Here is a 19,962-nt window from a genome sequence, read left to right as displayed (position 1 = left end):
GACGCGCACGTTCGTGGCTGTCAGTGGCGTGACCTGCAGAATGGATAGCGGCCGCAGACTGCGTTACTCTTCCGCGCCTTCGAGCTCTTCGACGATCTCGTCGGCGTCGACGTCGGCGTCCTCGAGCGCTTCCTCGATGTCGCCGCCGCCCATACCGCCCATGCCGCCCATCATTCCGCCCATGCCCATGCCACCCATACCGTCGATGACTTCCTGGACGATGACGCGGTCGACGCCGACCTTGTCGATGATGTCCTGGCCGATCTGCTGTTTGCCCATCATCCACTGCTGGTTCATCGTCATCTGGGGCGTGGCCTCGAGGTAGAGCGTCTCCTTCTCGACGGTTTCGGTCTCGAACTCGGGCTCTGCGGGTTCGTCATCGTCGTCCGCGTCCTCGTCGGGCTCGACGGGAACCTCTTCCTCGACTTCGTCCGTGTCGATCCAGAGTTCGGGCTCCATCCCGAGGTACATCTCGAACAGGCCGGTAGCCTGCTGTTCGCGGTCGTCGACCTCCTCGGTGACGGTGTACTCGTACTCGACGTCCTCGCCGGCCAGCGGGTGGTTGAAGTCGACGCGGGCGCGGCCGCCGATGATCGTGCTGATGTAGCCCTGCTGGCCGTCGATCTGCACGTTCGCGCCGGGGTAGCGGTCGTCCTCGTCGATCTTCTCGGCGCTGACGGTCTGGACATCGTCCGGATCGTACTCGCCGAAGGCGTCCTCGGCTGAAACGGTCACGGTGCCGGAGTCGCCGGGTTCGGAGCCGACGATCGCGTCCTCGACGGCCTCGAAGATGTGGCCCTCGCCGACGACGATCGTTCGCGGTTTGAACTCCTGGCCCTCCTGGTCGACGCCCTCTTCCTCGGCGACCTCGGGGTCGGTCGTGTCGACCAGCTGTTCGTCTTCGACGGTGTACGCGGTGTACTCGAGTTCGACGAAGTCGCCCTCCTGAAGCCCCTCGGCTTCGTCGGCGGCTTCTTCGACTGCTTCTTCGTCGACGTCATCGGCCTGCTCCTCGAGCTCGGCCTCTTGATCCTCAGTCATACGTTGTACGTCCGGCCGTCTACATTTAAGTACGACGTTTTCGGGCGAGAGCGACCGATACTTACGACCGCCGTCCGTCCCCCCGGCCATGTACGAGGTCGAAGTGAAGGTCCCCGCCGATCTCGAGGCCGTTCGAGACCGTCTCGAGGCCCTCGAAGCGACGCCTCGCGGTGCCGTCGTCCAGGTCGACACCTACTACGATGCGCCCCACCGCGAGTTCGCCGAGACCGACGAGGCGTTGCGTATTCGCTCGGAACGACCCGAAAACGCGCCCGATGAAACCCGCGTCACCTACAAGGGGCCGCTCGTCGACGACGAGTCCAAGACCCGCAAAGAGGTCGAGACGACCGTCGCGGACCGCGAGACGATGGACACGATTCTAGCGAACCTCGGCTTCGAACCCGCTGCAACCGTTCGCAAGGATCGAGAGCGATTCGCGCTCGAGGGCTACACGGTCACCCTCGATTCGGTCGACGACGTCGGCGAGTACGTCGAGGTCGAGACAGATGTCGACGGGGAGGCCGAACTCGAGGCGGCTCGCGAGGGCGCATACGACGTGCTCGAGCAGATAGGGTTGGATCCGAACGAGCAACTCAGAACGTCGTATCTCGGCCTCCTGCTCGAGTCAGAAGCGACTGGCAGTTGACAGCCCCATTACCCGCAAGCATTTTCTGGCCCGTATCTGTTTCCGCAAGTTATACGAACTCGGTCCGTCAACTGCCGTCAATGAGTAAGCGGAACATCCGGATCGAGTCTATCGAGCGGCAAGCGGTCGAAGACCAGGAAGTCGAAATCGTCGAACGAAAGGGAATCGGACACCCTGACTCCATCTGTGACGGGATCGCCGAGAGCGTCGCGGGAGCGCTCGCACGCGAGTATCTCGACCGCGTCGGCGAAGTGCTCCATTTCAATACCGACGAAACGCAACTCGTCGCCGGCGAAGCGGCACCCGCCTTCGGCGGCGGCGAAGTCGTCGACCCGATCTACCTGCTGATCGTCGGCCGCGCGACCAAACACTACGAGGGCCAGACGATCCCCGCCGAGACCATCGCGCTACGGGCTGCCCGAGAGTACCTCGAGGAGAACATTCCCCAGTTGACCGTCGGCGAGGACGTCGTCGTCGACGTGAAACTCGGCGAGGGCAGCGGTGACTTACAGGAGGTCTTCGGCGAGGACGAAGTGAGCGTCCCGATGGCCAACGACACGAGTTTCGGCGTCGGCCACGCGCCGCTGACCGAAACGGAGGAGATCGTCCTCGAGGCCGAGCGACGACTGAACGGCGAGTACGCGGCGGAGAATCCGGCGCTCGGTCCGGACGTGAAGATCATGGGCAAACGCGAGGGCGAGGAGATCGACGTCACCGTCGCCGCGGCGATGGTCGACGAGTACATCCCGAACATGGACGGCTACGTCGAGGCCGTCGAGTCCGTCCGGGAGTTCGTCGACGGTGTCGCGCGCGAGCACACGGACCGTGCGGTCAACGTCCACGTCAATACGGCCGACGACTACGAGGAGGGATCGATCTACCTCACCGTCACCGGCACCTCCGCCGAGCAGGGCGACGACGGCTCCGTCGGCCGGGGCAATCGCGCAAACGGGCTCATCACGCCCAACCGCTCGATGTCGATGGAAGCGACCAGCGGGAAGAACCCGGTCAACCATATCGGGAAGATCTACAACCTGCTCTCGACGCAGATCGCCGAGGAGGTCGTGGGCGACGTCGACGGCATTCGCGACCTGCGCGTGCGCCTTCTCTCCCAGATCGGTCGCCCCATCGACCAGCCACACGTCGCCGACGTGCACGTCGTCACGGACGACGGCGTCTCGGTCTCGGACGTCGAGGCCGACGTCGAAGCGATCGTCGACCGGGAGCTCGCGGACGTGACCGAGATCACTCGCAGCGTGATCGACGGTGAGCTCACGACGTTTTGAATTGGAAGGTCTATCTAGTAGACTAAGTACATATTTATTAATTGAATAGTGCTATATTAGACGTCTTATTTCTATACATGTTTGGAGTTATTCGACCATTTTGATTGGGACCACACATAGATCAAATATTTCACCAACTCTTTGGTGAATATTTACTCACGACTATCTATTTGATAGCCAAATATTGGGCACTATAATATTTACGCCATTCTATATGAAATATCAAACAAGTCTTCATATGATAATGGGTTTTTTATATCTCTAGCAGTTCTTTCTAAGGATATATTCAACCGGCCTATTAGTATAAGTTATATATGGGAATCAATCGATAGATATATGTTTCAAGAAATTATATTTAAAGATGATATCGGATAAAAACAATCGGAGTAGAAGAAAGATACTGACAACTATAGGTGCTGGAACTATTATTGGGAGTGCTGTTGTTCCTAATATGACCGCAGCTAAGCAAAGTGACCCTCATCTAAGAAAAGAACTGAATCGCCCAAAGACGGAAGAAAATGTGGACTTACAAAAATTCAACCCTCACAACTTATCTGAGGTGAGAAGTGTAGGGAAAACCATCGAAAGAATGAATGAATGAAGGAAAAGTGGATAGTCTCGGCAAACACTTGTCTGAAAAGCAAAAGGAATCGGTCGCAGATGCTTTCAAACTCACAGATATGAGGATTACTACTGCACGGCATTCGTCCGCAACTAGTGAAAAAAGAAAGATGCCACGGAATAAATCATTGAGTGTGATGGCTGGCGGGCAAAATACGGATATCATAACGACATCCTCTCAATCGATCCGTGATGACATTGGAAAGAAATGGGGGTGGAAGAAATGAGCTCATGCGGAACTGGTATGGTTGAAATTAGTGATGATGAAATACTCGCAGTTGAGATCACGGGTACGGGACCACTTGGTGACGTATTCGTTTGGCGAGCAGAACTTGATTACTCCTGGTCATATTGTGTTGAAGACTGTGACAATTGCATCGGTTTGCTAACAAATGATTCTATTGATGATTTTGACGGATCTTCATATTCTGTTAGTTCATCAACCTGGTGGTCGTATGAAGGGAATGTTACGAACGATATCGATGTCGAAACAGATGAATATACCCCGTATGTCAATATGATGCGGCAGGATCTATATAATGGTGGAAATATCTTTGGTTTTCCAATGGGTGCTGCTAACCCGTATGTTGAATTGAAAGGCAATGCACGAGGAGGGAAAGAAATTCTAGATTGGGGTCACGATACTAGAACCGGGTCAATAGAGGAATTGTGAATAGATACCCAGGATACAGCACCACATACTATATTAGTATATTTATGAGATAGGAGTATCGACACTAGCATAATATCAATATCACTTCGTTATAGTTATTGCAATCACGATTCAAGAGTTAAATCCTGATATGGGACCATCTAAATTGGTAGGCTCAAGCGAAGAAAATACACCAACTAATGACGAGTCCACATCCACACTTAATGTTTTATCCCAGTGGATTATCGTAATTCTTGGACTCTTTCTCGGCCTCGTTCTAACTGTTGGTGCGGGAATGAGCGCTGGCGGAACCATAAATACAGCACTTTTCATGTTGGGAATAGCAATGTCAATTGCGTCTATATCAATAATATTGATATCAATTGAATTCTGATGAGGAAAACCAACCGTCCACTATATTAAATTCTATTGGGATGATTCTGGAGTGTCAGGATGAATTAAAGTGTATCACTTGATACGATCGAACCTCTTACTGAAGTAACTCACGTTTCAAAACAATACTCGAGAGGATCATCGGTGTCACGGGTATCTACCAGTTCGAATCACGTCGTCTACGCCGTCGTCGCGAGCACCTTCTTCGTCGGCTTCGGCGGCGGCGTCGTCTTCCCCATCCTGCCGAACCTCGGCGAGGTGCTGGGGATTTCGGCGTTCATGGTCGGCGTCATCCTTTCGGCGAACCGCTGGACCCGGCTGGTCGCGAACGGGCCGGCGGGGGTGCTCGTCGATCGGATCGGCACTCGGAAACCGTTCGTCGCCGGGTTAGCGATCGAGGGGCTCGCGACGTTCGGCTACGTGATCGCGATCGAATCCGCACTGCCGGAACTCTGGTTCGTCATCGCGAGAGTCACGTGGGGGATCGGCAGTTCGCTCGTGTTCGCGACGGCGTACACCATCACCGCCGACGTCAGCGAGGCCAGTTCGCGGGGAACGAGCATGGGCATCGTTCGGGCCGGGATCACCTTCGGCTTCCCCGCCGGGATGGTGCTCGGCGGCATCATCAGCGAAGTCTACAGCAACGTCGCGGCGTTCATCCTCGCGGCCTCCTTCGCCGGCCTCGCGAGCATTATCGCCTACTTCATCGTCCCCGAGACGCACGTCGAGTCGGTCGACTCGTCGATCAGCCCCTGGGACTTCGAGACGACCCTGCCCGCGCTTACCGTCGGCCTAGTCAACTTCGGGCTCTACTTCGCGTACATCGGCGTCCTCTTCTCGACGCTCGTCCTGTACCTCGAGGTCGAATCGCTCACGCTCTCGCTCGAGTTCGCGGGCTACGGCATCGACTACGGCGAACAGGGAACGTCCGGACTGCTGATGGCTGTCTCCGCCCTCTCGGGAGCGGTCTTCACTATTTCGGGCGGGAAGATCAGCGACGCCGCCGGTGCTCGCATGCCCGTCCTGCTCGCCTTCCTCGCGACCAGCTGTGCCGGGTTCGTCGTGCTCACGGTCGCGCCCTCGTTCGGGGCCGTCATCCTCGCCTGCGGGTTGATCGGCGCGGGCCAGGGCGGCGTCGGCGGTCCGTTGACCGCACTCCTTGCGGATCTGACGCCCGAGGAGCGGATGGGTCGAGCGATGGGGACCAACAACATCTTCGGCGATGTTGGCGGCGGTCTCGGCCCGCTGATCTCCCTGCCCTTCGCCAATGCGGTCGGCTACGACGTGCTGTACGCGCTCAGTGCGATCGTTCCGCTGCTGGCCGGGGCGGTTCTCGTCGCCGGGATCTACGCCTACACGGGCAGCCTGAGCCCGACGGTCGAGGAATCGATCGTCTGAAGCCGAGAAATCGATCGTCTGAGGGGGATTCGCGTCCGCTCGAGACCGATTCGCCCCTCGTAACCCCCTTATAGCCGCGGCCGACTAGCACAGTCCATGCACCCGCCGGGAGCCGACACCGTCCTCGTCCGTCACGGGGACGTCAACACCAAGAGCAACAGGGTCAAGCGGTACATGGAGGGGCTCCTCGCGGAGAACCTCGAGGCGGTCCTCGCCGACCGATCGATTCCCGGCGAGGTCGAGCGCCGGTGGAATCGGCCGCTGATTCACACGAGCGAGGACGCCGTCGAGGCGGCGACCGCAGCCGCGGCGGACACTTTCGGCGTCGTCTCCGCGAGTCCCGCCCTGACCGTCAGCATCGAGAAGGCGCAGATCCTCGAGGCCCTGGAGGAGACCGCTCGCGAGCACTACGACGGCGGGACGTTCGCGGTCGACGCGCGCCGGTCGGACAAGACGCTCCCCTACGATAGCGAGGAGCTGGCCCGCGAGGCCGGCACCGCCATCTGGGAGACCGTCGCGGACGAGTTCGAGCCCGAAGTCGACCTCGACGATCCGGATCTCACGTTCGGCGTCGAAGTGCGCGAGGACGTGGCCTTCGTCTACCTCGAGCACGTCGACGGCCCCGGCGGTCTCCCGCTCGGCTCGCAGGAGCCGGTCATCGCGCTGGTCAGCGGCGGCATCGACTCGCCCGTCGCAGCCTACGAGATGATGAAACGCGGGAGCCCGGTTATCCCGGCCTACGTCGACCTCGGCGACTACGGCGGAATCGACCACGAGGCGCGCGCGCTCGAGACGGTTCGGATCCTCTCCGAGTACGCCCCCAATTTCGACATGCAGGTCTACGAGATTCCCGGCGGCGAGACCGTCGACCTCCTCGTCGGCGGGATGGAGCAGGGCCGAATGCTCTCTTTGCGGCGCTTTTTCTATCGCGCCGCCGAGACGCTGGCCGAGCGCGTCAACGCGGACGGCATCGTCACCGGCGAGGCCGCCGGCCAGAAGTCCAGCCAGACCGTTCGAAACCTCGGCGTCACCAGTCGCGCGACCAGATTGCCGATCCACCGTCCCCTCCTGACCCGCGACAAACAGTATATCGTCGCTCAGGCCCGCGAAATCGGGACCTACACGGACTCGACCATGGACGCCGGCTGCAACCGAGTCACCCCCGATCAGGTCGAAACCAACGCCCGCCTCGAGCCGCTGCTTGCCGCGGAACCGAACGACCTGCTCGAGCGCGCCGAGGAAGCAGCGAAGAACGCGGATCTGGTCGAGCCCTGATGCTTCGAATACGTTGCTTTCCCGTCGCTCGTAGACCGCTTGGCTTACCACCGCTGGGTGGGACTGAAAGGGGCTGGGCGGGTCGAGGAAGGACGGCGATGCAAGGACCACAGGGAGCGAGGAACGAGCGACCGAGGACCATGGTTCGAAAGACGCAAAGCGTCTTTCGTCATCACGAGAGAGCTTCGCTCTCTCGAACGACAGCGAGCCGCCCGACTCGAGCCGTCCAGGGGCTTTCATCACAGTTGTGGTCCCATGGAAAGCTGTGTATCTGAGAGAATACGCTCCACTGGAATTCACATCTAGAAGCCGAAACCGACATTACACCGTCGCACCCACCACAATACAGTGACCCGCGTCTGTCTCGTCGGCAAAGACGGGAGCAATCTCCAGTACGAACTGCTCTCCCGAGAGACGTCCCGCGAGGCTCTCGCGACGTACGACCTCGAGCGACCGTTCGAGAACTCGCTCGCCGTTCGGACGGTTAGCGTCGGGGCTGCCGTCTCGTTGTTGAACGACCTCAACTGGTATCTCACGCGGTTCGTCGACGAGGCGCTCGTCCAGGAACCCAGTATCAGCGACGCGGAGTGGCTCTCGCGACCGCTGGCCGAACGGCTCCGAAACGGCGAAACCGAGCCGGCGGAAACAGCCGAGTTCTGCAAGATCTACGGTCTCGAGCGGATCGGCGCGGGGACCGAGCCGGACGACGGTAGTGCTACCGAGCCAACGGGGTCGAATCCCGAGACCGACCGCGATTCGACCGCTATGACCGACGCGACGGGCGGAGACGAGAGTGAGAGGACGGACGATTCCGACTCGAGCGAAGCCGATCGATCGAGGGCCGCCAAGCCGACCCATCGGCTCGTCGAACCGCTGTACGTGCGCCGGACCGGTGGCGAACTCCCCGAGTACGATCTCAGAGACGTCGAGGACACCCTTGTCGTCCGCCTGACGGAAGCCGAATATTCTCCGTGAGTCGTTTCTCGAGGCGCTACGAGCCGTCGCCGGGCTGACTGTTGCTACCGCTGCCCGATGTCGAATCGACGCTCGTGCTCTCGGATGCTGATGCACTGTCGCTGGCCATCGAGACGCTCGAGGTACTGCCGTCGTGACCGACGATGGTCGCCGAGATGGTCGTCAGCGGTTCCGTCTCGAACGTTACCCGAACCAGGCGGCCGACGGTCGCGATCGACTGGGCACAGACCTCGTCCTCGGCCGACGTGTCTCGGACCGCCGCCTCGAGGACGAGTTCGTCGGTCCCGTCGTCGTCCTCACCGTCGCTTTCGTCGTCGCCGTCGGTACCGGTGTCGTCCTCACCGTCGCTCTCGACGATGTCGATGGACTCGAGGACTATCTCGTAACACGGAGTGGGCGTGGTAGACTCGAGCGACACGAGGATCGACGTCTCGAAATTGGTCTCGTCGATGAATTTGTCGAGCGACTCGGTGTCGGACGGGAATCGTTCCTCGAGCCAGTTCGCAGCGTCGTCGGCGTCCCGGAGGAGCCCCACGTCGGACTCCGTCGACGACGAACCGTACTGATAGGCTAGCGTCCGGTAATCGGCCACTCCGTTCGGGAGATCCTCGATGTCTCCGTCCTCGCCGACCGACTTGGGGTCGCTCTCGTTACTGTCAGGGGCCGGCGAGCCTTCATCGGCATCGTTCCGATCATCATCGTCGTCGGTCGGACTCCCGGTGCCGTCGGCGATACAGCCAGCCGAGAGACCGATCAGCGTCGCAGTGCTACCTAACAATGTCCGTCTGGAGGGACGTGTCATCGTAACTGACCGTACGAACGGGGAGGTAAAGGCGGTTCGGCTAGGTGAAAAAGTTCTTTTCGCCAGATGCGATTCCTCGAGCGTCTCGCTCCCCGCTCAATCGAAGAGGCCGGTCGAGAGATAGCGCTCGCCGCTGTCCCAGAAGACGGTGACGACCAGCGGGCAGTCCTCGGCCGCCTGACCGCCGTCGGTTTCCGGCGAGGCCGGTTCGCTCGCGTCGTCGAACGCGGTCGGGACCTCGGGACAGTCGACACTGGGGTTGGCGATCTCGCGGGCGATGCGCTGGGAGACGAGACTCGTCGCGCCGCTGGACTGGCCCACGAGGACCCCCTCCTCGCGCGCGAGGCGGCGACACTCGTCCTCGGCGTCCTCGAGTTTGACGGTCTCGACGCGGTCGAGCAGATCGAGATCGAGGTTGTCACTGATGAACCCGGGCCCCATGCCCTGGAACTCGTCTTTGCCGGCCTCGCCCGTCGAGAGGACGGCGTTTCTCGCCGGCTCGACGGCGACGATCTCCATCTCGGGGAACGCCTCGCGGAGTCGGCGGCCGGTGCCCGAGATCGTACCGCCGGTGCCGACGCCGGCCACGAAGGCGTCGATCTCGCGGTCGCCGACCTGCTCGATGATTTCCTCGCCGGTCGTCTTGTAGTGTGCGTCGGGGTTGGCCGGGTTCCCGAACTGACCGAGTTGGATCGCACCCGCCGACTCGAGTTCGTCGGCGCGAGCGCGGGCGTCGGCCATTTCGCCGTCGACCAGTTCGAGGTCGGCCCCGTAGGCGGCCATGATCTGCCGGCGTTCCTTCGACTTGTCCGACGGCATGACGATCGTCAGGTCGTAGCCGCGGGCGGCAGCGACGAGCGCGAGGCCGATACCGGTGTTGCCGCTGGTCGGTTCGACGAGCGAGTCGCCGGGTTCGATCAGGCCGTCGCGCTCGGCCGCCCGGATCATCTCGCGGGCCGGCCGGTCCTTGGCCGAGCCGCCGGGGTTGAACGATTCGATCTTCGCGGCGACCGTCACGCCCTCCGGCGAATCGACCTGGACGAGCGGCGAGCCGATGGTGTCCAGGATACTCCCTTTCATTAGCACGGTCTATGGAATCGAGACGTATACTGTTTGCTGTAACGAGTGACACTGACTTCCAGCAAACAGTAGAGACCCGTACTGGACTCAGGCAGGACGTGCCGGCTAGTCGTTCGACGAGTTGGTTACGGCTCCGAGTCACGGACCGCAAACGGCCAGAAAGCCCCTGGACGTCTGGAGTCGATGGGCTCGCTGTCGTTCGAGAGAGCGAAGCTCTCTCGTGACTGAGCGAATTGGAGCTAAGCGGGAGCTTCGCTCCCGCGAGGTCAGCGGGACTATGTCCCGCCAGAATTCCCGAGGTCCGCGAGACCAAAGGTCTCGCTTGATGACGAAAGACGCGAAGCGTCTTTCGAACCACGCGCTTCGGGTTCGCTTCGCTCACCGCTGCAGTGCTTGCGTCGCCCGTCTTCCCCGAGCAACGGAAGAGCACGGCTCTCCCGAGCGGCGAGGGACCAGCGGTCCCTCGAGCAGTCGGCGCTGAGCGCCGACGACCTCGCGGACGCTTTGCGTCCGCTCAGCCCACCAGCCCCTTTCAGTCCCGCCCGGCGGCGGTTGGTCGGGCGGCTACGAGACAAACCCGGTGGGCTCTCGAGCGGAGACCTGCCAGAAACACCGCGGTTAAGCCGTCCGAGCCGTAAACCGTGGGTATGAGTCTCGAGACTATGCGGCCGAACCCCACGTGGGACGCGGCGTCCTACGAGGAGGCGGTCGAGACGCTCGCAGCGTACAACGACGACGTAGTGTACAAGATCTGGGGCGGCGACTGGTGCAAGGACTGTCGCGCCCTGCTGCCCGATTTCGGCGCGGCGCTCGAGGCCGCGGCGGTCCCCGACGAGCGGATCGAGGAGTTCAGCCTCGATCAGGACAAGCAAGGCCCCGGCGTCGACGAGTACGATATCGAGTACATTCCGACGATCGTGATCGAGAACGACGAGGGCGAGGAAATCACGCGGTTCGTCGAAGAGGAGGACGTGCCGCCTGCAGTCTGGCTCGCCGAGGAAATCGAAACCGCGCCCGAGTCGGCGTAGTTCCAGTTCGATCGGACTGACCGACGAAGACGGCCAGCAGGCAACCCGAGGCGCTCAGATCGGGTTGATCGGCCGTTTCTTCGGCGGCCAGTCGTCCTCGTGCGGTTCGTCCGCTCGAGCGAACGCGCGCAGGACCCGGTCGCGGGTGTCTTCGGGCTGGACGACGCCGTCGGTTCCGACGCGGGAGGCCGCTCGGACGGCGTCGGTTCTGTCCTTAAACTTCTCGATCAGTTCCGCACGTCGGGCCTCGGGGTCGTCTGCGGACTCAATCTCTCGGCGGTACGCGATGTCGACGGCCCCCTCGATGCCCATGGCGGCGACTTCAGCCGTGGGCCACAGCACCGTCAACTCCGAGTCGATCGAGCGGCCGCCGCCCATCGCCACGTAGCCGAAGCCGTAGCCGCGTCTGAGGACGACGTTAGCGATCGGGACCGTCGCACGCGCGAGTTCGAATGGGAGCTTCGCGGAGTGGCGAGCGATCCCCTCGCGCTCCGAGTCCGGGCCGGGCAGGATTCCGGGTACGTCGGCCAGCGTGAGGACCGGGAGCCCGTAGGCGTCGCAGATCGCCGCGAAGTGGGCCGCCTTCTCCGATGCGCCAGTATCGATGGTTCCGGCCTTGATCCGGGGGTTGTTGGCGATGACGCCGATCGGCTCCCCCTCGAGGCGAGCGAAGGCGGTAACGATGTTCCGCGCGTAGGTCGGCTTCAGTTCGAACACCGAGTCCCGGTCGACGATCCCCTCGACGATCGCGTCGATGTCGTACCCCTTTCGTGGGCTCGAGGGGATGATCTCTCGCAACCGCTCGCCGTCGACGGCCGGCGGTCGCGAGTCGGCCGTCGGCGGCTCCCGGCGAGCGTTTCGCGGCAGGTACGAGAGGAACGTCCGGATCGCGTCGAGGCAGGCCTCGTCGTCCTCGCAGGCGAGGTCGGCCATCCCGGTCTCGGTCGTCTGAAACCGCGCGCTGCCGAGTTCCTCCTTGGTGCCGTCGACGCCGAGAGCGGCTTCGACCAGCGACGGTCCGGCGACCCCCATCGTTCCCGTTCCCTCGACGATCGGGACGAAATCCGACAGCGCCGCGAAGTTGGTCGGCGCGGCGAAAGCCGGCCCCATCATCGCCGAGACGACGGGAACCCAGCCGGAGAGAGCGGTCTGGAGCTTCGAGAAGCCGTTGTCGCCCCGGGCGAAGGGCGCGGCGTCGAGTCCCTCCTGGATGCGGTGGCCGCCGCCGTCGTGGAGCATGAGCAGCGGCAGTCCGCGGTCGAGGGCGCGCTCGGCGACCCGTGACATCTTTCGGCCGCCGGCGTGGCCGATCGAACCGCCTTTGACCGTGAAGTCGGTGGCGATTAGCGCGACCGAGCGGCCGTCGATCTCTCCGTAGCCCGTCACGACGCCGTCTGACGGTGCGTCCTCGCGCACCCAGTCGGTCGTCTCGGGCGTCGTCGGCATCGGCGACGCGAGGCGGCCGATCTCTTCGAACGTCCCCTCGTCGAGCAGGTACTCGACGCGCTCTCTGGCGGTTAGCTTACCGAGGTCGCGCTGGCGCGCGACGGCCTCCTCGCGCGCCTCGTCGGAGAGCGACCGCTTCGCGTCGGCGACTTCCTCGAACGGATCGTCGCTCATTCGAGGCGCGCCTCCCGGAGGTCGAACGCCCGCATCTCGTTCGTCTCCGTCTGTACTCCGTCTCCGACGAGCGTCTCGTCGGCTCGTACGAAGCCGGGAAGTCGAATCCGAAAGTGATTGTCCGTCGCGCTCTCCTCGATCGGCCGATCGTCGAACGTGATTGCCATTGTCTCTCTCGGACTTAGCTAACTACGTACAAGAATCTCCGAGATGCGGTAACATTGTTCTCGAACGCCAGGACGAGCGCTAACAATAGACGTGGCGCGTCGAGAACGCGTGAGACCGCCGCATCACGTGGCAGCTCGAACGTTCCGTCTCGAGACGAACGCCGGCGGCTCCGCGGACTGGGGCAGTTCTGCGGCAGGTTCAGAACGGCGCGTCCGATTCGCCTTCCGTGTTCTCGCCCGAATCGCCGAGCCACTCGAGCGCATCCGCCACCTCGTGCGTCGGCGGCGAACACGTCTGATCGCGACAGACGTACAGCGTCGGCTCGCCGTTGCGTGCCTCGCGGCCCGCCCAGATCGGGGGTTCGTCCTCGAGTCCCAGCGTCTCGAGCCACGCCTCGAGTCCGTCCTTGGTCGGCGGCCGTCGCGCGAAGAGTCGGTCGGGGTAGTACCGCGACGCGAACCCGTCGCGCCACGCATCGGGGAGTTCCTCCGCAGCGATCGTCACCTCGAGTGCGCCCGACTCGAGTCGGTCGGCGGCGAGACAGAGCGTCGCGTGCTCGAGCGCGTTCGCCTCAATGGTGTTCGAATGGGTCTCGAGGACCGTGGCCGCGATCCCCTCGAAGTCTTCGTCGACGGCTTCGCCGTCTTCCCGAGGGATCTTTGATCCCTCGCTATCCGCAAACTCGTCGAGTGCGAGCAGCGTCTCGAGCGCCACGCCGGTCGCGGAGGGCGTCGACTGGTCGCCCAGTTCTTGGGGTCGCGTGACGAGCGACTCGCCGCTCTCGGGGGTGAAGTAGAGCGTGCCGCGCTCGGCGTCCCAGAACTCGGCCTCGATGACGCGAGCCAACTCGAGCGCGAACGCGAGGTGGTCGACGTCGCCGGTGGCCTGATAGCAGTCGAACGCGCCGCGCGCAAGGAACGCGTAGTCCTCGAGATAGCCGTCGACTTTAACATCTCCGCCCTTATACCGCCGCGAGAGCCGCTGTTCGTCCTCGTCCCAGAGTCGATCCCGTACGAACTCGAGGGCATCGACCGCGGTCTCGGCGTACTCGTCCTCGCCGAGCACCAGCGCGGCCTCGGCGAAGGTGGAGATCAGTAGCCCGTTCCAGCCCGCGAGTACCTTCTCGTCGCGGTCAGGGCGGGGCCGCTCCTCGCGGGCCTCGAATAGCTGTTGGCGAGCCGACTCGAGTCGCTTCAGAATCTCGTGCTCTTCGAGATCGAACTGGCCGGCGAGTTCCGACACCCGCGCGACGCGATTGGGCTGGTTCCGTCCCTCGAAGTTTCCCGACTCCGTGATGTCGTAGCGCGCACAGAAGAGGGCGGCGTCGGTCTCGTTCTCGAGTATCTCGTGGACTTCCGCGGGGGTCCAGACGTAGAACGCACCCTCCTCGCGCTCGCCGGTCTCGGGGGACTCGCTCTGGGCGTCGAGCGTGCTGAAGAAACCGCCTTCGTCGTGGGTCAGCTCCCGAGTGACGAACGTCAGCGTATCCGCGACGATTTCGGCGTAGCGGTCCTCACCCGTCAGCTGGTAGCCCGCGAGAAAGGCCCGCGGAATCTCGGCGTTGTCGTACAGCATCTTCTCGAAGTGGGGGACCGTCCAGTCCCGATCGACGCAGTAGCGGTGGAAGCCGCCGCCGACGTGATCGTAGAGGCCGCCCACGGACATCGCGTCGAGGGCTTCCTCGAGCACCTCGAGATACTCCTCGCGACCGGTTCGGTCGTACGCTCGAGCGAGCACGCGCAGGCGCGAGGGCTGGGGGAATTTCTGGCCGGAACCGAAGCCGCCGTGCTGGCGGTCGGCGCTTCGCAGCGTCGCGTCCGCGGCCGTCTCGAGGACATCGCTCGAGGGAGGCTCCGGGCTGGAACCGGCCTCGGTGCCGGCTCCCGCCGCGTCCGGAGTCTCCTCGAGTTGATCTGTCGCCGCGTCGGTCCACTGCTGTGCGCGGTGTTCCATCTCCTCGCGGTCGTCCTCGCTGTCCCAGGAGTCGGCAATGCGCTCGCAGAGGTCGAGAAAGCCGGGCTGTCCCTGCTGTCCCTCTCTGGGAAAGTACGTTCCGACGAAGAAGGGTTTCCCCTCGGGGGTGAGCCACGCCGAGAGCGGCCAGCCGCCCCGTCCGGTCACGAGCTGGCAGACGGTCATGTAGATGCTGTCGACGTCCGGACGCTCCTCGCGGTCGACCTTGATCGGGACGAAGTTCTCGTTGAGTACCTCGGCGACCGACTCGTCCTCGAAACTCTCCGCTTCCATGACGTGACACCAGTGACACGCCGAGTAGCCGATCGAGAGGAAGATCGGCACGTCGCGTTCTTTGGCGGCCTCGAGGGCCTGCTCATCCCAGGGCTGCCAGTTGACGGGGTTGTCCGCGTGCTGGCGCAGATAGGGGCTTTCCTCCTCCTCGAGCCGGTTGCGCCGGGTCGGATCGTTCATGGGCGGTCCTACGACCGACGCGGCTAAAAGCAACGGGTGATCCGGAGGCGCTCGCTCTCGCGTGTATCCGTCGAGACGCCGATCACACCTCGGAAAAGAACTGCAGTGATCGAGTTAGCCGCGATCGGTTTGACGAGGGTTTGGCGTCCCCCTGTTTCCCTATTCCGTGAGCAGGCGGCGGAGCACGAGGTGGAGCACGCCGCCGTTCTCGACGTACTCGACCGCCGCGGGCGTGCCGACCTGTGCGGTCACGTCGAACTCGGTCGTCTCGCCCGCATCGTCTTCCGCGACGACGGTGAGTTCGGCGTTGGGCTCGAGTCCGTCGTCGAGGCCCTGAATATCGAACGTTTCGGTCCCGTCGAGACCGAGTTCCTCCCAGCCCTCGCCGTCTTCGAACTGCAGCGGCAGGACGCCCATGCCGAGGAGGTTGTCGCGGTAGATGCGCTCGTAGCTCTGGCCGATCGTGGCGCGGATGCCCAACAGGTCGGTCCCCTTGGCCGCCCAGTCGCGACTCGAGCCGGTCCCCAGTTCCTCGCCGGCCATGACGATGAGCGGGGTGTCGTCCTCGCGGTAGCGCTCGGAGGCATCGAAGACAGTCGTCTCCTCACCGGTCGGGTGATGAATCGTGTAGCCACCCTCCTTCCCGTCGAGCAGCTGGTTTTCGATGCGGACGTTCGCGAAGGTGCCACGCATCATGACCTCGTGATTCCCGCGGCGAGAGCCGTAGGTGTTGAACTCGTAGGGTTCGACGCCGCGTTCGCTCAGCCACTGGCCGGCGGGCAGGTCCTCGCTGAACGGCCCCGCGGGGCTGATGTGGTCGGTCGTCACGGTGTCGCCGAGCGTGAGCAGACAGCGCGCATCCGCGATGTCGGAGACGCCGGGTTCCTCGAGCGGGAAGTCCTGGAAGAACGGTGGCTCGCGGATGTACGTCGACTCGTCGTCCCAGTCGTAGACTTCGCCCGTGGGCGCGTCGAGGGCCTCCCAGCGCTCGTCGCCCTCGAAGACGCTCGCGTACTTGTCTCTGAACAACTCGGCGGAGACGTTCTCGTGGATCGTCTCCGTGACCTCCTGTGGGTCCGGCCAGACGTCCTCGAGGAAGACGTCTTCGCCGTCGTCGTTCGTGCCGATCGGTTCGTTCTCGAGGTCGATGTCCATTTTGCCCGCCAGACCGTAGGCGACGACAAGCGGCGGACTGGCGAGGTAGTTCGCGCGGATCTTCGGATGGATGCGGGCTTCGAAGTTGCGGTTGCCCGAGAGGACGCTGGTCGTCCAGAGGTCGTGCTCGTCGATCGCGGCCTCGATGGGATCCGCCAGCGGGCCAGCGTTCCCGATACAGGTCGTACAGCCGTAGCCGACGACGTTGTAGCCCAGACCCTCGAGGTCGTCGAGCAGGTCGGCCTGCTTCAGGTACTCCGTGACGACCCGGCTCCCGGGTGCGAGACTGGTCTTGACGTAGTCGGGCACGTCGAGACCCTGCTCGAGCGCGTTGCGTGCGAGTAGGCCCGCGGCGACCATCACCGACGGGTTCGAGGTGTTCGTACAGGACGTGATCGCGCTGACGAGGACCGAACCGTGGCCGATCTCGACCTCGGTGTCGTCCTCGAGCGTGACGGGGATCTTCTCGTCGAGGCCGGGTTGGTCCGTGGTGACGAGTCCGCCGTCCCCCTCCGCAGCGCCCGAGTCAATGACACCTTCCTCCGCGAGCAGCGTCGGGAAGTGCTCGTCGAGGTCGCCCATCGGAATGCGGGCGTGGGGCTTCTTGTGACCAGCGAGGCTGGGCTCGACGGAGCTGAGGTCGAACTCGACTTCCTCGGTGAACTCCGGATCGTGCTCGCCGAAGAGACCTTGGGCCTCGAGATACTCCTTGGTCAGTTCGATGTGGTCGTCGTCGCGGCCGGTCAACTCGAGGTAGTCGAGCGTCGCGTCGTCGACCGGGAACATGCTGATCGTCGATCCCTGCTCGGGGGCCATGTTGGCGATTGTCGCGCGGTCGGCGACCGAAAGCTGGGAGACGCCGGGGCCGTAGAACTCGACGAACTTGTCGACGACGCCGACCTGGCGAAGCTTCTCGGTGATGTGGAGCACGAGATCGGTCGCGGTCGCGCCCTCCGGCAACTCGCCAGTGAGTTTGACGCCGACGACTTCGGGCAGCGTCATGGTGATGGGCTGCCCCAGAAGGGCTGCTTCGGCCTCGATGCCACCAACACCCCAGCCGACGACGCCGATCCCGCCGATCATGGGGGTGTGGCTGTCGGTACCGACTAGCGTGTCGGGCAGGAGCCACTGTTCACCGTCTTCCTCGCGTGCGTGGACGACCTTGCCCAGGTGCTCGAGGTTGACCTGATGGACGATGCCCGTTCCCGGCGGGACAACGTTGAAGTCCTCGAAGGCCTGCTGGGCCCACTTGATCGCACGATATCGCTCTTCGTTTCGCTCGTACTCGAGTTCGACGTTCTGTTCGTAGGCATCCTCGCTGCCGAAGTAGTCGACCTGGACGCTGTGGTCGATCACGAGGTCGCATGGGACTTCGGGTTCGACGATCGAGGGCTCCTTGCCCGCGCGATCCGCGGCCGAGCGCAGCGCCGCGAGGTCCACGACTGCGGGAACGCCGGTCAGATCCTGAAGAACGACGCGCGAGGGCTGGAAGGGGACCTCGACGTCGGGGACGTCCGGTTCCCACGAGGCCGCGTTTTCGACGTCCTCGGCCGAAATCATCTCGCCGTCGGCATTTCGGAGGACGGACTCGAGCAGCACCCGAATGCTCACGGGCAGTGTTTCGAGGTCACAGAGGCCCTGCTCCTCGAGGACCGTGAGATCGGCCATCTTGTAGGTCTCGCCGTCGTGTTCGAACTCCCGGATTGCGTTCGGGAACGTATCACTTGCCATATGTCGGCTTGGAAGCGGGGGCATTTGAATCCCTCGAGAATGATACGGCAAGTTGTACGTACCCGTTATTTGTCGGTGTTACGGGGGTCCAGAGGCCGCTTTCGAAGTGGTGAAAGTCCGACACGGGCCGTCGAAGCGATCTGTCGAGGCGGGTTCTGACCTCGATGGAGTCGGAGGCCGCCGCAGGGCCGCGCGGCTCTCGGCCCGGTCGCCGAGTCGGCCGTTCGAAGCTGGCTGCGGTCTCAGGGGTCACGTTCTGTTCCGATCAATTGCTGTTATTGTTGCATCGGCTGCGAGGAATACGGACGTGAGAGCGCAACAGAAGGTCACAGAACTGAATCAGCCGGACGGCGAACGGGTGGATATCGTGACGCCTCGTATAGACCGTTTCCGTGGAACAACAACCGTCGAACTCGGAATGGGCCACGACCGTCGTGAAACGGGATCGCCACACAACGGACTCTCCTTTCGGTTGACTCGCTCCGCTTTCGCAGGGACGAACTCGTTCGCCGAACGAGTCCCTCTCTTCGCCTCCGTGTGGATAAACCGAAAGAAGAACGCGAAACGACTGGGTTAGTTGCCGCCGCCAGTCTCGTTACCGCCTGCGCCGCCGCCGTTACCGCCGTCGTCGCCTGCGCCGCCACCGTTACCACCGTTGTCGCCTGCGCCGCCACCGTTACCGCCGTCGTCGCCTGCGCCGTCACCGTTACCGCCGTCGCCGCCGTTACTGGAGGCCCCGAGGGTCGTTTCGACCATCGCGAGCGACGGGTTGCGGAACTCGCCGTCCTCACCCATCGTGTTGCTGTCGCCTTGACTGAGGTCGGCTTCCTCCGACATTAGGATCCCCATCGACGGAGCGGATCCACCGAGGTCGTAGTTGATGATGTACACGTCCCAGTCGTCCGGGGTGCTGAACTCTTCGGCTGCTCCGGTCTCCTCGAGCAGACTGTCTCTCGAACCCCCGGTCAGCGCCGCGGCGACGGTGAATTCGACGCCGGGCTTGTAGTCTTCAGCGTGGACGATCACTTCGCCGTCGGTGTCGTCCTGGGCGGCCCCGGTTCCCGTCATCGCGCCTGCGCCGAGAGCGGCCATTGAGGTGGCAAGTGCTCCCTTTTTCATAAACGATCGCCGCGAGTCGTCGAATAATCCGCTGTCGGTATCTTTTGTCATGTCTCTCACTCCGAGTCCCCTATTCGGGGTGGATGCTTCTTGACCAATTTTCGCATAAGTGATGGCCATCGTTTCACTGTCCACGGTGTCTTGCGTACACAGAAACCTTCCAATGCGGGCTCTATTACCGAACTTAGGCCTCTTGAGAGAGCAGTCGCCAAAGATGTCAACAATGACTGTTTAGCGAGCGGAACGGGCTCGGACGAACGTGTTTGAGGTCGTTAAAATGCTCTGCGAACCCGCGTGGGCGATGTCTCCTCGTTCGTGAGAGGTATCCCCGGATACGGTGCGATCCGAGACCAAGAGCCGGACCATCCGCGGGGTTTCGGTGGCAGAGACAGTAGCGTCGAACGGATCATACAGCAAAACAAACGATTTCCCGGGACTGTTCGGGGGACAGTAGCATGGTGATTCAGTCGAAACCGGCGACTGTCTCCGACCGTGTCTTTAACGTCCACCCGAATTTGCGGCTTCCGTGGCACTCAGGTAGGTCG

General features: G+C 62.7%; 18 protein-coding genes. 10 read left to right on the top strand and 8 right to left on the bottom strand.

The annotated features are described in order from the left end of the window. Window positions 1-63: 63 nt before the first annotated feature. Window positions 64-1,041, bottom strand: a complete 978-nt coding sequence (locus ACEWFR_RS03135) for a peptidylprolyl isomerase (RefSeq protein WP_374059676.1) — start codon at window positions 1,039-1,041, stop codon at window positions 64-66. Between the two features lie 88 nt (window positions 1,042-1,129). On the opposite strand from ACEWFR_RS03135, the gene cyaB reads away from it, so the two are divergent. The 9 genes from cyaB (at window position 1,130) to ACEWFR_RS03090 (ending at window position 8,287) form a co-directional block, all read left to right on the top strand. Beyond that, the gene (cyaB, locus tag ACEWFR_RS03130; RefSeq protein ID WP_374059675.1) at window positions 1,130-1,687 is read left to right on the top strand and encodes a class IV adenylate cyclase; all 558 of its coding nucleotides are present in this window, start codon (window positions 1,130-1,132) and stop codon (window positions 1,685-1,687) included. A gap of 80 nt (window positions 1,688-1,767) precedes the next feature. Next, a complete protein-coding gene (locus ACEWFR_RS03125) occupies window positions 1,768-2,973 on the top strand; it encodes a methionine adenosyltransferase (RefSeq protein WP_374059674.1) in 1,206 nt (401 codons plus the stop codon). Window positions 2,974-3,334: 361 nt separating this feature from the next. After that, window positions 3,335-3,574, top strand: coding sequence for a hypothetical protein (locus ACEWFR_RS03120; RefSeq protein WP_374059673.1), 240 nt, complete (start codon window positions 3,335-3,337; stop codon window positions 3,572-3,574). Further along, entirely contained in the window at window positions 3,567-3,821 is a 255-nt protein-coding gene (locus tag ACEWFR_RS03115; protein WP_374059672.1) for a hypothetical protein, read from the top strand. The genes ACEWFR_RS03120 and ACEWFR_RS03115 overlap by 8 nt, the downstream gene beginning before the upstream one ends. Further along, complete coding sequence (locus tag ACEWFR_RS03110) at window positions 3,803-4,267, top strand: hypothetical protein (RefSeq protein WP_374059671.1); 465 nt, start codon at window positions 3,803-3,805, stop codon at window positions 4,265-4,267. Before ACEWFR_RS03115 ends, ACEWFR_RS03110 begins: the two co-directional genes overlap by 19 nt. A 130-nt stretch (window positions 4,268-4,397) precedes the next feature. Next, window positions 4,398-4,640 (top strand): hypothetical protein, encoded by a 243-nt coding sequence (locus ACEWFR_RS03105; RefSeq protein ID WP_374059670.1) that lies wholly within the window; start codon window positions 4,398-4,400, stop codon window positions 4,638-4,640. A gap of 143 nt (window positions 4,641-4,783) precedes the next feature. Then, complete coding sequence (locus ACEWFR_RS03100) at window positions 4,784-6,037, top strand: MFS transporter (protein WP_374059669.1); 1,254 nt, start codon at window positions 4,784-4,786, stop codon at window positions 6,035-6,037. A 96-nt stretch (window positions 6,038-6,133) separates the two neighbouring features. After that, the gene (locus tag ACEWFR_RS03095) at window positions 6,134-7,312 is read left to right on the top strand and encodes a tRNA sulfurtransferase (protein ID WP_374059668.1); all 1,179 of its coding nucleotides are present in this window, start codon (window positions 6,134-6,136) and stop codon (window positions 7,310-7,312) included. 348 nt (window positions 7,313-7,660) lie between these two features. Continuing rightward, window positions 7,661-8,287 (top strand): DUF5804 family protein, encoded by a 627-nt coding sequence (locus ACEWFR_RS03090; protein WP_374059667.1) that lies wholly within the window; start codon window positions 7,661-7,663, stop codon window positions 8,285-8,287. Between the two features lie 16 nt (window positions 8,288-8,303). Here ACEWFR_RS03090 and ACEWFR_RS03085 read toward each other — a convergent pair whose 3' ends face one another. Together ACEWFR_RS03085 and ACEWFR_RS03080 are read right to left on the bottom strand one after the other, a co-directional pair. Then, complete coding sequence (locus ACEWFR_RS03085; protein WP_374059666.1) at window positions 8,304-9,065, bottom strand: hypothetical protein; 762 nt, start codon at window positions 9,063-9,065, stop codon at window positions 8,304-8,306. A 120-nt stretch (window positions 9,066-9,185) separates the two neighbouring features. Then, window positions 9,186-10,169 (bottom strand): PLP-dependent cysteine synthase family protein, encoded by a 984-nt coding sequence (locus tag ACEWFR_RS03080; RefSeq protein ID WP_374059665.1) that lies wholly within the window; start codon window positions 10,167-10,169, stop codon window positions 9,186-9,188. Window positions 10,170-10,816: 647 nt separating this feature from the next. Between ACEWFR_RS03080 and ACEWFR_RS03075 the strand changes: the two genes are divergently transcribed. Continuing rightward, complete coding sequence (locus ACEWFR_RS03075; protein ID WP_374059664.1) at window positions 10,817-11,197, top strand: TlpA family protein disulfide reductase; 381 nt, start codon at window positions 10,817-10,819, stop codon at window positions 11,195-11,197. A gap of 54 nt (window positions 11,198-11,251) precedes the next feature. Here ACEWFR_RS03075 and ACEWFR_RS03070 read toward each other — a convergent pair whose 3' ends face one another. From ACEWFR_RS03070 to ACEWFR_RS03050, 5 genes are all read right to left on the bottom strand, one after another. Beyond that, the gene (locus ACEWFR_RS03070; RefSeq protein ID WP_374059663.1) at window positions 11,252-12,817 is read right to left on the bottom strand and encodes an acyl-CoA carboxylase subunit beta; all 1,566 of its coding nucleotides are present in this window, start codon (window positions 12,815-12,817) and stop codon (window positions 11,252-11,254) included. Further along, on the bottom strand, window positions 12,814-12,984 hold the full coding sequence (locus ACEWFR_RS03065; protein ID WP_374059662.1) for a hypothetical protein: 171 nt from the start codon (window positions 12,982-12,984) through the stop codon (window positions 12,814-12,816). The genes ACEWFR_RS03070 and ACEWFR_RS03065 overlap by 4 nt, the downstream gene beginning before the upstream one ends. Before the next feature lie 199 nt (window positions 12,985-13,183). Beyond that, window positions 13,184-15,412, bottom strand: coding sequence for a thioredoxin domain-containing protein (locus ACEWFR_RS03060; protein ID WP_374059661.1), 2,229 nt, complete (start codon window positions 15,410-15,412; stop codon window positions 13,184-13,186). Window positions 15,413-15,571: 159 nt separating this feature from the next. Next, window positions 15,572-18,298, bottom strand: a complete 2,727-nt coding sequence (acnA, locus tag ACEWFR_RS03055) for an aconitate hydratase AcnA (RefSeq protein WP_374059660.1) — start codon at window positions 18,296-18,298, stop codon at window positions 15,572-15,574. 573 nt (window positions 18,299-18,871) lie between these two features. Then, on the bottom strand, window positions 18,872-19,468 hold the full coding sequence (locus ACEWFR_RS03050) for a calcium-binding protein (RefSeq protein ID WP_374059659.1): 597 nt from the start codon (window positions 19,466-19,468) through the stop codon (window positions 18,872-18,874). Between the last annotated feature and the right edge of the window lie 494 nt (window positions 19,469-19,962).

This window comes from Natrinema sp. H-ect4 (assembly GCF_041894845.1).
In the GTDB taxonomy this organism is placed as follows: Archaea; Halobacteriota; Halobacteria; order Halobacteriales; family Natrialbaceae; genus Natrinema.
This window is presented reverse-complemented; position numbering and strand designations above follow the sequence as displayed.

What these genes read in the sequence shown, in the direction of transcription:
- ACEWFR_RS03075 (WP_374059664.1), top strand. Translation starts at nt 10,817, where the DNA reads ATGAGTCTCGAGACTATGCGGCCGAACCCCACGTGGGACGCGGCGTCC.
- ACEWFR_RS03120 (WP_374059673.1), top strand. Translation starts at nt 3,335, where the DNA reads ATGATATCGGATAAAAACAATCGGAGTAGAAGAAAGATACTGACAACT.
- ACEWFR_RS03105 (WP_374059670.1), top strand. Translation starts at nt 4,398, where the DNA reads ATGGGACCATCTAAATTGGTAGGCTCAAGCGAAGAAAATACACCAACT.
- ACEWFR_RS03125 (WP_374059674.1), top strand. Translation starts at nt 1,768, where the DNA reads ATGAGTAAGCGGAACATCCGGATCGAGTCTATCGAGCGGCAAGCGGTC.
- ACEWFR_RS03060 (WP_374059661.1), bottom strand. Translation starts at nt 15,412, where the DNA reads ATGAACGATCCGACCCGGCGCAACCGGCTCGAGGAGGAGGAAAGCCCC.
- ACEWFR_RS03070 (WP_374059663.1), bottom strand. Translation starts at nt 12,817, where the DNA reads ATGAGCGACGATCCGTTCGAGGAAGTCGCCGACGCGAAGCGGTCGCTC.
- ACEWFR_RS03080 (WP_374059665.1), bottom strand. Translation starts at nt 10,169, where the DNA reads ATGAAAGGGAGTATCCTGGACACCATCGGCTCGCCGCTCGTCCAGGTC.
- ACEWFR_RS03115 (WP_374059672.1), top strand. Translation starts at nt 3,567, where the DNA reads ATGAATGAAGGAAAAGTGGATAGTCTCGGCAAACACTTGTCTGAAAAG.
- ACEWFR_RS03110 (WP_374059671.1), top strand. Translation starts at nt 3,803, where the DNA reads ATGGGGGTGGAAGAAATGAGCTCATGCGGAACTGGTATGGTTGAAATT.
- ACEWFR_RS03065 (WP_374059662.1), bottom strand. Translation starts at nt 12,984, where the DNA reads ATGGCAATCACGTTCGACGATCGGCCGATCGAGGAGAGCGCGACGGAC.
- ACEWFR_RS03135 (WP_374059676.1), bottom strand. Translation starts at nt 1,041, where the DNA reads ATGACTGAGGATCAAGAGGCCGAGCTCGAGGAGCAGGCCGATGACGTC.
- ACEWFR_RS03050 (WP_374059659.1), bottom strand. Translation starts at nt 19,468, where the DNA reads ATGACAAAAGATACCGACAGCGGATTATTCGACGACTCGCGGCGATCG.
- ACEWFR_RS03095 (WP_374059668.1), top strand. Translation starts at nt 6,134, where the DNA reads ATGCACCCGCCGGGAGCCGACACCGTCCTCGTCCGTCACGGGGACGTC.
- cyaB (WP_374059675.1), top strand. Translation starts at nt 1,130, where the DNA reads ATGTACGAGGTCGAAGTGAAGGTCCCCGCCGATCTCGAGGCCGTTCGA.
- acnA (WP_374059660.1), bottom strand. Translation starts at nt 18,298, where the DNA reads ATGGCAAGTGATACGTTCCCGAACGCAATCCGGGAGTTCGAACACGAC.